The 13,612-nt window shown below is 67.2% G+C and carries 10 protein-coding genes; 3 read left to right on the top strand and 7 right to left on the bottom strand.

Features of this window, described 5'->3' with window-relative positions:
* Positions 1 to 22: 22 nt before the first annotated feature.
* Entirely contained in the window at positions 23 to 3,070 is a 3,048-nt protein-coding gene (locus ACOQPE_RS06735; RefSeq protein ID WP_420611066.1) for a UPF0182 family protein, read from the bottom strand.
* 83 nt (positions 3,071 to 3,153) lie between these two features.
* On the opposite strand from ACOQPE_RS06735, the gene purN reads away from it, so the two are divergent.
* The 3 genes from purN to ACOQPE_RS06720 are packed head-to-tail and all read left to right on the top strand — an operon-like array spanning position 3,154 to position 7,183.
* Positions 3,154 to 3,810, top strand: coding sequence for a phosphoribosylglycinamide formyltransferase (purN, locus tag ACOQPE_RS06730; protein WP_420611065.1), 657 nt, complete (start codon positions 3,154 to 3,156; stop codon positions 3,808 to 3,810).
* Positions 3,807 to 5,387 carry a bifunctional phosphoribosylaminoimidazolecarboxamide formyltransferase/IMP cyclohydrolase gene (gene purH / locus ACOQPE_RS06725; RefSeq protein ID WP_420611064.1) on the top strand — a complete coding sequence of 527 codons (1,581 nt, stop codon included), beginning with the start codon at positions 3,807 to 3,809 and terminating at the stop codon, positions 5,385 to 5,387. Before purN ends, purH begins: the two co-directional genes overlap by 4 nt.
* Positions 5,387 to 7,183 carry a D-alanyl-D-alanine carboxypeptidase gene (locus ACOQPE_RS06720; RefSeq protein ID WP_420611063.1) on the top strand — a complete coding sequence of 599 codons (1,797 nt, stop codon included), beginning with the start codon at positions 5,387 to 5,389 and terminating at the stop codon, positions 7,181 to 7,183. The genes purH and ACOQPE_RS06720 overlap by 1 nt, the downstream gene beginning before the upstream one ends.
* 44 nt (positions 7,184 to 7,227) lie before the next feature.
* Here the strand turns inward: ACOQPE_RS06720 and ACOQPE_RS06715 are convergent, their stop codons facing one another.
* From ACOQPE_RS06715 to ACOQPE_RS06690, 6 genes are all read right to left on the bottom strand, one after another.
* A complete protein-coding gene (locus ACOQPE_RS06715; protein ID WP_420611062.1) occupies positions 7,228 to 8,076 on the bottom strand; it encodes a hypothetical protein in 849 nt (282 codons plus the stop codon).
* Positions 8,077 to 8,172: 96 nt separating this feature from the next.
* Positions 8,173 to 8,880, bottom strand: coding sequence for a serine hydrolase (locus ACOQPE_RS06710; protein WP_420611061.1), 708 nt, complete (start codon positions 8,878 to 8,880; stop codon positions 8,173 to 8,175).
* Between the two features lie 224 nt (positions 8,881 to 9,104).
* Entirely contained in the window at positions 9,105 to 9,824 is a 720-nt protein-coding gene (locus ACOQPE_RS06705; protein ID WP_420611060.1) for an aspartate/glutamate racemase family protein, read from the bottom strand.
* A gap of 35 nt (positions 9,825 to 9,859) precedes the next feature.
* Positions 9,860 to 10,858 (bottom strand): ABC transporter permease, encoded by a 999-nt coding sequence (locus ACOQPE_RS06700; protein WP_420611059.1) that lies wholly within the window; start codon positions 10,856 to 10,858, stop codon positions 9,860 to 9,862.
* Positions 10,855 to 12,414: a sugar ABC transporter ATP-binding protein gene (locus tag ACOQPE_RS06695; protein WP_420611058.1), complete on the bottom strand. Its 1,560-nt coding sequence runs from the start codon at positions 12,412 to 12,414 to the stop codon at positions 10,855 to 10,857. Before ACOQPE_RS06695 ends, ACOQPE_RS06700 begins: the two co-directional genes overlap by 4 nt.
* Positions 12,411 to 13,574, bottom strand: a complete 1,164-nt coding sequence (locus ACOQPE_RS06690) for a sugar ABC transporter substrate-binding protein (protein WP_420611057.1) — start codon at positions 13,572 to 13,574, stop codon at positions 12,411 to 12,413. Before ACOQPE_RS06690 ends, ACOQPE_RS06695 begins: the two co-directional genes overlap by 4 nt.
* Between the last annotated feature and the right edge of the window lie 38 nt (positions 13,575 to 13,612).

Genomic DNA, 13,612 nt, shown 5'->3' with positions numbered 1-13,612 from the left:
CTATCAGCGGCGGCGTGCGGGGCTAGCCGGTGGCGGCTTGTTGGAGGATTCGGGCGGCTCTGGCTATCAGGCGCTCGGCTTCGTCGACTGCCTCTTGGTAGGCGGCCAGGTCGCCTTCTCGCAGTGCGGCGTCGGCTCGCTCGAAGGCCCTTGCGGCACGTTCGAGCAGGTTGCCCACATCGTCGGTGTCCGGCGTCGTGTCGGGCTCGTCGGCTTCGTCGTCGGGCGCGGCAGCTGCCGGTTCGTCTTCGGTGTCGTCGGGCGCTTCGGGCTCATCGGGCAGGCGCACGGTGCCGTTGCCGATATCGATGCTGGCACCGATTGCCTTCTCGAGCGCCCCTTCGAACGTCTCGGAGATCACCACGTTCGAGCCGATGCCCGCAATCACCAGCTGCAGCTCGGGCACCGCCGTTGGCCCAGTGGCCGCGATGAACAGCGGCCGCACGTACAGCAGCGAGTTCTCCACCGGGATCAGCAGCAGGTTGCCGGGTCGCACCACCGAGCCGTTCTGGTTCAGCAGCGTCAGCCGCTCGGAGATCTCCTCCTCGGTCTGGATGTTCGAGTTGAACAGCGCCGGACCGTCGATCGGCTGATCCGAGCGGATCTCGAACACCTCGATCTGGCCATACCGGTCCGGATCGTTGTGGACCACCATGAAGCCCTCGAGATTCTTCCTGGAGTCATCCTCGGAGAACGGCACGAACGGCCGGAAGATCACGAACGACGGAGCATCGTCGCCCGGCAATCGGAACAGCAGGTACTGCGGCGAGATCCTGGCCTCGACCGTGGCGATCACCTGCCCGGTCGTCTCGTCGCGCACGGTCTCCACCGTGGTCTGGCCGATCGAGTCGCCCGGATCCTGCGCCACCGCCCACGCACCGGCCGCGTCGTAGAACTCCGACGGGTCATCGAGGCGGTACCGGCCCCACGCATCGGTCTGCACCCGGAACAGGTCCTCGGGATAGCGGAAGTGCTCCTGCAGCTCGGCGGGCGGGTCTTCCTCGGCGAACAGCGCCGGGAACTGCTTGATGTAGGACTGCACGATCGGGTCGCTGCGGTCGACCACGTAGAACGTGACCGTGCCGTCGTGGGCGTCCACCACGGCCTTCACCGAGTTGCGCACATAGTTATGCGGGTCTCGCAGATCGCTGCCCAGCGTGGCCGCCCGCGAATTGGTGCGCTGCGCGTACGGGAACTGCGTGGTGGTGGTGTAGGCGTCGAGCACCCACTTCACCTTCCCGTCGATCACCACGGGATAGGGGTCGTTGTCATACGACAGGAACGGGGCCAACAGGCTCACCCGCTGCTGGATGTCGCGGTTGTAGAGAATCCGGCTCTCGCCCTGGATCTCGCCCGACACCAGCAGGTTCGGCTCGGCGAAGCGCACCGCGAACGCCAGGCGCCGGAAGAAGCCGCCGATGCCCACGCCGTCTGCGCCGTCGTAGCGGGTGGTCTCGGTGCGGTCGTCGTCGTCCTGGAAGTCGACCTCGGCACGCTGGGCGCCCACGATGGCGTAGCCGTGCAGGTCCTCGCCCACGTACAGGCCCGGCTCGTCGAGCTCGAGGGCCTCCGCGCCCGGAGTGATCACATTCGGGATGTCGCCCAGCGCGTATGCCGGGCGGCCGTTGGCGTCGACCCCGTTGGCCGGCGCTGCCGCCACGCCGTAGCCGTGGGTGTAGGCGACGTGCTCGGTCTCCCACGTGTCGGTGGGCAGCTCGGTGGGCCGCAGCTCACGGGCCGCCAGCACGATCTGGGTGACCTGGCCGTCGATCTCGTAGCGGTCGACATCGATGTCGCGGAAGTCGTAGAAGCTCTTGATGCCCTGGGTCTGCTGGAACGTGTCCTGCATGACGGCGGGATCGAGCAGCCGCACGTTGCGCACCGTGTCGAAGTTGTTCTCGATGTCTTCGGCAGTCAACCCGGGTTCGTAGTTGAACTCGCGGGGCGACACGTTGTCGAGCCCGAGCGCGATGCGGGTCATCTCGATGTTGCGCTCGATGTAGGGCGCCTCGCGGGTCGACTCCGAGGGTTCCACCTGGAAGCGCTGCACGATGGCGGGGTACGCGGCGCCCGCCAGCCCGGCGATCACCACCCACAGCGCCACCGCGATCACCGGATAGGTGAAGCCCCGCCGCCAGATGTTCACCACCAGCAGCAGGAAGCTGAACAGGCTGATCACCATGAGCAGCCGCAGCACCGGCAGCTGGGCGTTCACGTCGGTGTAGGTGGCGCCGTCGACGAAGCCCCGGGTGGACAGTGTGAGCTCGAACTGGTCGAAGTAGTAGCCCACCGCCTTGATGAGCGCCAGCAGGCCCAGCAGCAGCGACAGGTGCGCCTTCACCTGCGGCTGCACCCGGCTGCCGGCAGGGGCTTGCACCCGGATCGCGCCGTTCAGGTAGTGCCAGATGGTGGTGAAGATGAACGTGACCAGGACGGCGGCAAATGCCCAGCCGACGAGGAAGTTGAAGAACGGCAGGCGGAAGACGTAGAAGCCGATGTCGCGGCCGAACTGGGGATCGGTGAGGCCGAAGTCGGTGGCGTTGATGAAGAACAGCCACGACTCCCACTGGCCCGAGACGCCCGTGCCGACCATGAAGGCGAGCACCAGCGAGACGCCGATGCGGATGAGGGCGCGGCGACGACGGGAGATCTGGTGCCAGCGGGCGGCGATGTCCTCGGCCGGGCCCGTCGGCGTGGCGCGTGCGGCCAGACGCTCGGCGATGAACAGGTTCACCCACAGCAGGACGAAGAAGATCGCCGTGAACAGCAGGCCGAGGCCGATCTTGGCCCACAGCACCTTCCACCACACCGAGGCGTAGCCCAGGCTGTCGAACCACAGGTAGTCGGTCCAGAAGCCGGCGAGACCCCGGATCGAGAACAGCAGGATGAGGCCGGCCGCGACGACGATGCCGATGATCAGGCGGAAGCGGGTGAGTCCGCGTGGGCGGCGCGGCACCCGCCGGGGGCCGCCGGGACCTTGGGGGCCTTGAGGGCCGCCGGGGCCTTGGGGACCCTGGGGCCCGCCTGGTGGCCCAGACGACGGGGGTGGCATGTCCTCGGGCGGGCGCATACGGCGCTGAGGCTACTGGGGAGCGCAGGCGCCGCAGCCGGCGTACCGCGCCGCCGGAGCGCGGGGCGCGTAGGTTCGGCGCCGTGCGGCTGGCGGTACTGGTCTCGGGAACCGGATCCATCCTCGAAGCGATGCTCGGCGTGGAGCTGCCAGTGGACCTGGTGGGGGCCGATCGGCCGTGCCGAGGGCTGGGAATTGCTGCCGATGCGGGGCTCGAGACGGTGCTGGTGGCGCGTTCGGACTGGATGGGCGGGGGCAGTGTCCCAGGGCAGCGGCGCTTCGACCGGCAGGGTTACAGCTGCGAGCTGGCTGCCGTGCTCGGCGGTCGAGGTGTGGACGTGGTGGCGATGGCCGGCTTCGGCACGGTGCTGGACGGGTCGTTCTTCGCATGGAGCGACGGGCGCTACCGGGGGCGGGTGCTGAACACGCACCCGTCGCTGCTGCCGGCGTTCCCGGGCTGGCACGCGGTGCGTGACGCGCTGGATGCGGGGGCCGCCGAGTCGGGCTGCACCGTGCACGTGGCGATTCCCGAAGTGGACGCCGGCCCGGTGCTGGCGCAGCAAGCAGTGCCGGTGCTGGCGGGCGACGACGAGGCCACGCTGCACGAGCGCATCAAAGCGGTGGAACGCGAGCTCTACCCGGCCACGATTGCGGCATTCCTGGAGCGCTGCGCCGGCGAGGACGCGATGGGCCTGCGGGAAGTCGAACTCGAATGCAGGCAGGAAGGACAGACCCGATGAGGGCGTTGATCTCGGTGTGGGACAAGACGGGCGTGATCGACTTCGCGACCCGGCTGTCGAGCCTCGGGTGGGAGATCGTCTCGAGCGGCGGCACGGCCGCAGCGCTGGCCGAGGCGGGGGTGCCAGTGCTGGCGGTGGAAGACGTCACCGGCAGCCCTGAGATGCTGGACGGCCGGGTGAAGACGCTGCACCCGCGCATCCACGGCGGGATCCTGGCGGACCGGTCGAAGCCGGCGCACCTGGCGTCGCTCGATGAGCACGGCATTGCGGCCATCGACCTGGTGGTGTGCAACCTGTACCCGTTCCGGTCCGACCCCGGTCCTGAGCTGATCGACATCGGCGGGCCGGCGATGGTGCGGGCTGCTGCCAAGAATCACGGCGACGAGAGCGGCGGCGTGGGTGTGGTGGTGGACCCGGCCGACTACGAGGCGGTGCTGGACGAGCTGGCGGCGTCGGCCGCGTCGGGTGCTGGTGGGCTGAGCGCGGCAACGCGGCGGCGGCTGGCGCGGGCCGCCTTCGCCCATACGGCTGCCTATGACGCGGCCATCGTGAGCTGGCTGGACGAGCCGGCCGGCAGCGAGACCGAAGCGGCGGGCACCGGCGAGTCACCCGAGCCCGCTCCCCTGCCGCCGACCGTGCACCTGGCGCTGGAACGGGTGGACGAATGCCGCTACGGCGAGAATCCGCACCATCTCGGGGCCCGCTACCGGCCGGTCGGCGAGCTGACCTGGTGGGATCACGCCTACCAGCACAGCGGGCTGGCGCTGAGCTACCTGAACTTCTTCGATGCCGACGCTGCGTGGCGGATCGTGTATGACCTTGGCGATGCTGAGCGCTCTTCGGCGGTCGTGATTGTCAAGCACGCCAACCCGTGCGGCGCGGCGGCCGGCGACGATCTCGCCGACGTGTACCAGCGGGCGTACGACTGCGATGCCCGATCTGCCTTCGGCGGGATCGTGGCGTTCAACAAGATCGTCGACCTCGACACGGTCGAGCGCATCGAGGCAGCGGCCCAGGCCGACTTGATCATCGCGCCCGGCTACGAGGACGGCGTGGTGGAGCGTCTCGAGGCCAAGCGGCGCAACACCCGCGTGCTGGAGGCGCCACGGCCCGACGAGGCCAGCCTGTCATTGCGGCAGATCAACGGCGGATGGCTGGTGCAGTCGCCCCACACGTTCGCTTCAGCACCCGAGGATTGGCAGGTGGTCACCCAGCGCAAGCCCACGGCGAGCGAGCTGGCCGATGCCCGCTTCGCCTGGCGCGTCTGCGGGCATGTGATGTCGAACGCGATCGTGCTGGCGCGCGACCGCACGGCATGGGGCATCGGAGCCGGCCAGCAGAACCGGGTGGAGTCAGGCCAGCTCGCCGCCGCGAAAGCCGACGGGCGGGCTGCAGGCGGCGCGTGCGCCAGCGATGCGTTCTACCCCTTCGGCGACGGTGTGGAGGCCGCGGCTGAGGCCGGCGTGGCCGTGGTGGTGCAGCCTGGCGGCGCCCTGCGAGACGACGACGTGATTGCCAAGGCCGACGAGCTCGGCCTCGCCATGCTGTTCACCGGCGAGCGGCAGTTCCGCCACTGATGGCAAGAACATCGAAGGCAATTGCGGCGGCACTTGTCATCGCGGGTCTGGTGGGAATGTGGCCTGCGAGCGCGGGCGCGCAGACGGCTGGGTCGGCGACGCTGCCGCCGCCTGAGGTGCTGGGCGACTGCACCGATGCGGTGCCGGTGATCGTGGCATCCGATAGCGACGCACAGTCAGACATCTATGCGGCGGTCTTGCTCGCCGGCGTGCTGGACGCCAAGAGCTGCATCGTGCTGGCCGGCGGCCGCGACGACCCGTTCCCGCAGGACCAGCAGGACAGGCTCGCCACAGCATCGGCCGGCGGCTACGTCGTCGGCGGGCCCGCAGCAGTGCCAAACACCAAGCTGTCGGGCCGCAAGATGATCCGCGTCTACGGCGCGGATCGCTGGGAGACCGCAACCGCCGTGGGCAACATTGCGGCGGCGCTCGCAGCGGGTGAGGACCCCAGCGGGTCCGGCGACACCGATGAATCGGCCGACGACAGCGCGCCTGCCTGGCAGCAGCGGCTGGCAACCGAATTCTCGGCCGCGCTGCGGTCGAGCGAAGCGACCGACGACATGTGCATGTCGCTGTATCGCAATGGCGAGCCGATCTTCGAGCACATGCCGCACACACCGCTGCTGCCGGCATCGCTCGCGAAGCTTGCAACGGTCACCGTGGCGCTGAGCGAACTGGGTGCCGATGCCACCTTCACCACCCGGGTGGTTGCCGACGCCGGCGCGCTCGATGCGGTCACCGACGGCGTGCTGCGCGGCGACCTGTACCTGATCGGCGACGGCGACCCGGTGCTGGCCACGCCCGGCTACATCAATCGCATTGCCGATGCGCGCCCGTACACCGACGTGACCCAGCTCGCCGACAGCGTCATGGCGGCGCTCGACGCTCACGGCATCGACACCATCGAGGGCGCCATCGTCGGCGACGGATCGTGGTTCGCCGACGGCGAGCAGAGCTACACCTCGCACTCCCTGCCGGGCGCGACGCCGGAGACCCCTGCGATCTGGAAGCAGTCGTACCTGTCGGGGAACTTCGTGGGCGTCTTGTCGGGCTTGATCATCAACGACGGCTACTCGCCCTACGCCATCGACCGCCGGAGCCACACCCGCAGCACCGATTCGACCCAGGCAGCAGCGTCAGACTTCGACGACCTGCTCGAAGAGCGCGGCATGGTGATCCGTCACCGGCCGCGTTCGGGCAGCGCCCCCGCAGCAGGCGACTCGACCGATCTGGGCAGCATCACCTCGCCGTCGGTCGCCGAGATGCTGGTGCGGATCCTGCGCTACTCGGAGAACACGCCGGCGGAGGTGCTGTTCAAGCAGATCGGCCGGCACCGCGGCGACTCGTCGCGGGCGGGCTCGGCTGCAGCCGCGACGGCGGCGCTCGGCAAGCTGCTGGGAACGGCGGCCGACGAGATCGTCCTGGTGGACGGCTCAGGGCTGTCGGTTCACAACCGCATGAGCTGCGAGGCCGCTGTACGGCTGCTGCTGTTGGCGGGCAGTGACTCCCGCTTCGCGACCTCGCTGTCGATCGCAGGTCGAACCCCGACGCTGCAGAGCTGCGGGCCTCGGTCTCCCGGCAACGGGCAGGGCCCGGCGAACACGGTCTTCGCCAAGGGCGGCCAGCTCAACGACAGCTCGGCCATCGCCGGGGTCAGCACTGCGCCCAACGGCGACGTGCTGACTTTCGCCATGATCGCCAACGAACCGCTGATCATCCGAATCGGAAGCTGCAACGCCCTGCGCCAGCTCACCCTCGACGCCATAGGCCGCTACACCTACGGCCCCGCGAGCTAAACCCGTTCCGGCACGATCCGTCGAGGATCGGCGCGGAATCACCCTCATCGCCGACGGACTGCAAAAGTGACTTGACTGTCTCGTTGGATCGCTTCGGAGATTCGCAGTGCAACTTCGACTGGAGAACTATCTGGGGCAGTGATACGGCGAGTGTCGTACGTGAGTTCACCGCCGCTCAGCGGAGTGATGCCATCGGTGCCAACTGAGATCTCCGCTACACACATTGATTCCCCGACCGACAGTGAGAACTCAGCGCCCTGAACGTCGCGGAAGACCTTGGTGGCAATGTGAAGCCGGTCGTTCGCACCGATGAATTTCCGCACGGTTACCACGAATGAGACCTGTGCTTCCCTGCCCCGCTGGTCTCGCGGCGTGGAGCACACGTACTCGCAAGCACCGTCTTTGGACTGCCGTGGAGTCACCTCGTGTCTCACTCCGTCGATTCGCAGTTCGTCGACACGAAAAACCTCAGGGTCACGCGGGTCGAGATCTTCTTCAACCTCCCATCGGAATTGGTAGCTGGAATCGCTGTAAGCCCGCCAGTCGGGCGACTGTTGGGCAATACAGAGAAAGCGCAGCGAACTCGGACAGTCGGGCAGCAAAGCAGAGACAGCGACCGTTTGATACGCGAAATCCGGGTACCCGTCATCTTCGCTAGGTGCCTCTAGGTGACAACGCCAACTGCGATTTCGAATTGCGTCGCCCACGACGCGACTGACGACCGGCGACAGCGCCGACCTGATGATCCCCTCTACAACCGTGCGCATTCGCACGGCGCTCTCTTCAGCCGAGATCCAACCGAATGTCATCGCAACCACGCCAGCCGCGAAGAGCGCCTGCCCGAGGAGCTTGAGGATCCGGCCCCACAGTGCGTCGACCGGATCGAACGCCACCAGTAGCAGCAGGCCAATCGCACAAGCCAGCGCCGCCCAGATGTACGCGGTTCGTGATGTCTGCCTTCGGTCCCTGCCGGGAGAGTCAGCCATTCCTCAGCCGGCGGTAAGGCAGTCGAGTTCGTCCGCCATCTGAGAGCCGAGTCCCGCCATCTTGTACGCCACGGCTGTCGGATCTGTCTCCTTGGAGGTCAGCACGATCACAGATGCCCGGCACTGCGGCGTCGACAGCATTCCGACATCGTGAGCGACGTCGCAGAGAGTTCCCGTCTTGTGCGCAAACGTTCGCGGGGGCTCGATCCGCGCTGACAGCCGCGTATTGCGCAAGTTGTTGGTCAGCCACCTGCGCAGGTCTCCGAGCCTCCGACTCGACCACACCTGGGTGAGAATTCGATACTGGTCCACCGCCGTGGTGTACGCACCTCGCAGATTCTCGAAGTCGGCATCGCTGAAGCCAGGCACCGGATCAGTATCGCGACAACCTGCGCGCTCGAGGAAATCCTTTATTGCGGCATCGCCGACGGCGTCGAGGATTGCCGATGCCGCCGCGTTGTCGCTCGTGACAATCGACAACGCGGCTATCTCTCGAAGAGACAGCGTTGAACCGTCGAATGCAGCTTGAATGGTGGGATACACCGTTGTTTCAAGCATCTTGGGATCGATCCGCTCGTCGAGTGACAGGCGTCCCTCTGCACCCGCTATCAGTGCTGCAGCGACGACCGGCACCTTGAGCAGCGACGCTGCAGGATGTCGCAACTCTGCGTTGGCCGACCATTCCTGATCGAACGGCTCGTGCAGACGCACGACGACGCTCCTGGAGCCTCCCTCCGCCACGAAATCGTTGATGAGCGCTTGGATTCTCGCCGAAGGCGTCAGTGTGGAAGCTGTAGGCACACTCAGTCCGCCGTGCCGAGGCTTGGCGCCGATGCCATGGCGCCAGCATAGTGGTGGCCTCAGAATCGACTTCGCTCTTGGCGCAGCCGGCGATGACTCCCTGCAGCCGGTGCCCAAGAGCGGTGGAACTCCCCTCAGGCGCTGACGCGCTCCTTGTCAGGCGGGGGCATGTAGGTGCGCCGGCTCGGCTTTAAGCCCATCGAGTGCAGTGTGAGCAGGAGTCCGAGCGAAGCACCGGTCGGGTCGACAACGGGAACCCTCACGCGCTCCGCTGCGAGCTGGGACTGCAGTGCCGCTGCCACGCCGAGCATGCCAGTGCACCCCAGCACCAGCACATCGGCACCTTGATCCAAGGCACGGTGTGACGCTTGGGAGAGACTCTTGAGGAGGGCGTCGCCGTCGTGCAATTCGAGGACAGGCGTGTCCACCACTTCGACCGAGACCATGCGCTCTCGGATGCCCATGCGTGTCGCGAGATCCGAGATCATGGGCACAACGTTCTCCAGCACGGTGATGACCGAAAAGCGAGCACCCAACGTGAGCGCTGTCGCTATGGCCGGTTCGAAACCGCCGACGACGGGGATGTCCACCAGCTCGCGGGCCGCAGGCACAGCCGGGTCGCCGAAGCAGGTGATGAACACGCTGTCCGCCCCGGAGTCGGCTGCGCGGCCCACCTCCTCGACAATTGCTGGGCCCGCCAGCACCTCGTCGTAGAACGACTCGATGGAGGCCGGCCCGTAGCGCAGATTCGAAACCTCAATGTCGATCTCCGGCCCGACGAAGCTTCGAGCTTCAAGGGTGATCTGTTCGTTGAACGTGTCCGAGGTGATCGGAACGACGATGTGGATCTTCATGGTGAGTCCTTTCGTATGCAATGAAGAGTCAGAAATCAGGATCGGCGGGAACGGGACCAAGCGTCAGCGGCGACCGCAACAAGAATCACAACGCCTTGGATGACTCGCTGCCAGATCGGGTCGACCTGGTGCAGGTTGAAGCCGTTGACCATGAAGGCGATGAAGAGAGCGCCGAGCAGTGTCCTCCACACGGCACCGGTGCCACCGGCGATCGATGTGCCGCCGACAACGATGGCGGCGATGACGCCGAAGACGAAGCTGAAGTCATCGGAGGGGGTGGCGCTGATCGTGCGGGAGGCCGCCACGACACCGGCCAGGCCGGCTGCGAGCCCCGACAGGGCGAAAACCGACACCACGATGCGCCGGGTGCGCACACCTGCGAGTCGCGCTGCCTCTGCGTTGCCGCCTGTTGCGTATACGTGGCGGCCGAAGCGGGTGCCTGCGAGCGCAACCCACGCCACTGCCACCACGGCGAGCGAGATCCACGTCGCTGTGGTCAGGCTCAGCACGCGCGTCCGTGCGATGTCACGGAAGTTCTCGCTGACCGGTCTCAGGATGCTGCGCTCGCTCACGATGTAGCCCAGTCCGAACACGATGAACGACATGGCCAGCGTCGTGATGAATGAGTTGATGCGTGCGAACGCCACGATCGACCCGTTGGCGAGCCCCACCGCCAGACCGAAGGCGCACCCGGCAAACAGCGCCACCACCACCGAACCGGTGGCGTTCTCGACCCGCAGCGCAACCAGCGGCGCTACGACCGCCACTGCGGCGATCGACACGTCGAAGCCGCCGGCGATCATGGTGAGCGTTGCGACCGAGGCTGCGATCAGCAGGGTCGCCTGCTGATCCAGCACATTGCGCAGATTCGGAGCAGTCAGGAAGCCGTCTGTCGTGATGGCCAGCACGACGAAGAGCGCAAGGGTGACCCAGACGATGCCGAAACGCGCCAGCACGTTGAGCTGGTGCCTGGCACCCGATGTCGACGGAACGGATACTGCGGCATCGGCCACGGCAGGCCCTGCCGCCCTCACGTCGCTGCGCTCAGGGAGGCTTCGCCGAAGGCATGGCGCAGCAACTCGGCCTCGTCAAGGTCAGGGTGGGTGAACTCGCCGACGAAGCTGCCGTCGCGCATCACCAAGATGCGATGGCACAGGCCCACCAGTTCCTCCAGATCGGACGATACGACCAGCACGGCAAGACCGTCTGCGGCAGCGGATGCGATGAGGTCGTAGATGGCGCGCTTGGAGCCCACATCGACGCCGCGGGTCGGCTCGTCGGCAATCAGCACCCGCAGCCCCGGCACCAGCCAGCGTGCGAAAAGGCACTTCTGCTGGTTGCCGCCTGACAGCAGCCGCATGGGGGTTTCCATGCCGCCGTCGCGCACCCCGGCATCGGTGCTTGCGGCCCGGACGAAGCGGCGCTCGGCGATGCGGTTGACGACGCCTGCTCGGGTCATCCGTGCCAGATGAGGCAGGCTGACGTTCTCGCGGACGCTGCGCTCAATCAGCAGCCCGTGGTCCTTGCGCGACTCAGGGATCAGGCCCACACCCGCTCGGATAGCCCGGTCTGGACGCGAACCCCGCAGGGACTGTGTGCCAACCACCACTTCGCCGCCATCGCCAGGATCCGCCCCATAGATCGCTCGCAAGAACTCGGTGCGACCTGAGCCGACCAATCCGGCGATGCCGACGATCTCACCGGCAGCCACGTCGAGATCCAGGCCTGCCGGCGAGCCCTCGCGGGCCGAACCTGTGCACCGCAGTCCCCGCACACGCAGCGCGGGCATGCCAACGAGGTCAGGCAGTGCAGGCTTCGGCGGGAACGTGGCCTCGAGCTGCCGGCCGATCATGGCCTCGACCAGCGAATCAGCCGTCTCCGACGATGGAGTCGTGGTACGCACGACCCGCCCGTCGCGCATGATCGTCACCTCATCGGCCAACGCCAGCACCTCGTCCAAGAAGTGCGAGATGAACAGCACGGTGATGCCTTGATCGCGCAAAGAACGGACCAAGCGGTGAAGCTGATCGCGCTCCGCAATCGAGAGCCGGGCCGAGGGCTCGTCCATCACCACCAACTCGGTACGGCGCGCAACTGCTCGCAGAATCTCGACGCACTGCTGGTCGGCAACGCTGAGGTCGTCCACCCGCGCGGCGGGATCGACGTGGATGCCAGTGCGCTCAGCCAGCGCCCGGAACCTCCTGCGCGACTCCTGGGGTCGCACCCATCCCCATCGCGTGGCCTCCACGCCGAGGAACACGTTGTCCACCACGGTGCGGTCGGGAACCAGCGCCAGTTCCTGGGCAATGGCCGTGATGCCGGCGTCAAAGGCGTGCCGCGGCGACCGAAACCGGACCGGCCGACCGTTCACAGCCAGGGAACCGCTGTCGGGGCCATACAGCCCCGAGACGACTTTGCCGACCGTGGATTTGCCCGCACCGTTCTCGCCGACGAGGGCGTGGATCGCGCCGCGGCGGACGGCGAGGTTCACGCCGTCCACCGCTTGCGTCGATCCGAATCGCTTGGAGACGCCCGTCAGCTCAATGTGGACCGGTGCTTGGACTGGGCCCTGAGCCGGCTCGACGATCACCCATCCCACTCCGCAGTGAACTGATCCACGTTGGCGGAAGTGACCAGACCCTCATCGAGGAAGTTGGCATTGGGGTCGATGCCGCCGGTCATGGTGCCGTCGCGCAGGGCGGCGATCATCGCCTCCATCGCCAGGCGGCCTTCGCTCGCTGGCGCGTAGTACACGGTGGCGAACCAGCGGCCGTCGCGCACGCCTTCGATCGCAGGTGAGGAGCCGCCCAAGCCGATCAGGGCGACACCGTCGAGCTTGCTCTCGTCGGTCAACACCAGCTCAACGCCCTGCAGCGACTGGTCGGCGCCGACCACCACGTCGAACTCTGGCTGCGCCTGCAGGATGTCCTGGATGGCGTTGATGCCGCCCTCGGGCCCCAGGTACAGGCCCTCGCCTTCAGCGACTACTTCGATGTTGGCGTGCCCGGCAACAGCGCTGTCGAAGCCCTGCCGCAGCGCCACATCCAGCGGGATCCCCCGGATGCCGAACAGGTACACGACGCGACAGGGGTCGAGTCCCTCACATGCCTGGATCGTGAGTCGGCCGGCGCGTTCGCCGGTCACAACCGGAGGCGCCATCACCGAGGCTGCGATGCCGTCGACTTGCGGCTCGTTCGTCGAGAGATCGTCGCCGACGATCTGGTTGAAGAGCACGACCTGCAGGCCGCTCGCCAGCGCTGACTCGACGTCGGGAACGAGCCCGGGTCCGTTGAGGGCAACTAGGATGATGCCGTCGTACTGACTGCTGGCGATGGCGTCCTGTAGCTGGGTGGTCTGCAGCTCGGCGTTGAACTGGGCGTCGAACTCGACCAACTCGATGTTGTTCTCGTCCGCGAGCCGCTGCATCTCGCCGACTGATGCCAGCAGGAACGTGTTGGCTGAGCTAGCCGAGAGGTAGGCGATGCGCCACGGCTCGGGATCGGGTTCGTCGGCCGGTTCGGCGGGTGCCGCGGTGGTTGCCGGGGCGCTGTCGTCGGCTTCGGTCGCGGCGGTGTCCGCGGTGGCGTCGGGCTCGTCTTCGCTCGCAGCGGGTTCCGCGGCGGTCTGCGTGGGCGCTGCGGTGACATCGGTCGTTGCGCCGCCGTCGTCGTCACCGTCGCCGCATGCGGCGGCAACGAGCATCAGCGCAAGCGCCGCGCCGAGCAGTCTCATCAAGGTGCGTGCCTTCATCGGATCCCCCCTCAGGGCCTCGTTCCGGCCTGTGGAGG

It is taken from the genome of Candidatus Poriferisodalis sp. (assembly GCF_965219595.1).
Classification (GTDB): Bacteria; Actinomycetota; Acidimicrobiia; order Acidimicrobiales; family Poriferisodalaceae; genus Poriferisodalis.
Note: the sequence above shows the minus strand (reverse complement) of the source record. Positions and strands in the feature narration are given on the sequence as shown.

Coding starts and splice junctions, on each gene's coding strand:
- purH (WP_420611064.1), top strand. CDS start 3,807: ATGAGGGCGTTGATCTCGGTGTGGGACAAGACGGGCGTGATCGACTTC.
- ACOQPE_RS06705 (WP_420611060.1), bottom strand. CDS start 9,824: ATGAAGATCCACATCGTCGTTCCGATCACCTCGGACACGTTCAACGAA.
- ACOQPE_RS06690 (WP_420611057.1), bottom strand. CDS start 13,574: ATGAAGGCACGCACCTTGATGAGACTGCTCGGCGCGGCGCTTGCGCTG.
- ACOQPE_RS06720 (WP_420611063.1), top strand. CDS start 5,387: ATGGCAAGAACATCGAAGGCAATTGCGGCGGCACTTGTCATCGCGGGT.
- ACOQPE_RS06735 (WP_420611066.1), bottom strand. CDS start 3,070: ATGCGCCCGCCCGAGGACATGCCACCCCCGTCGTCTGGGCCACCAGGC.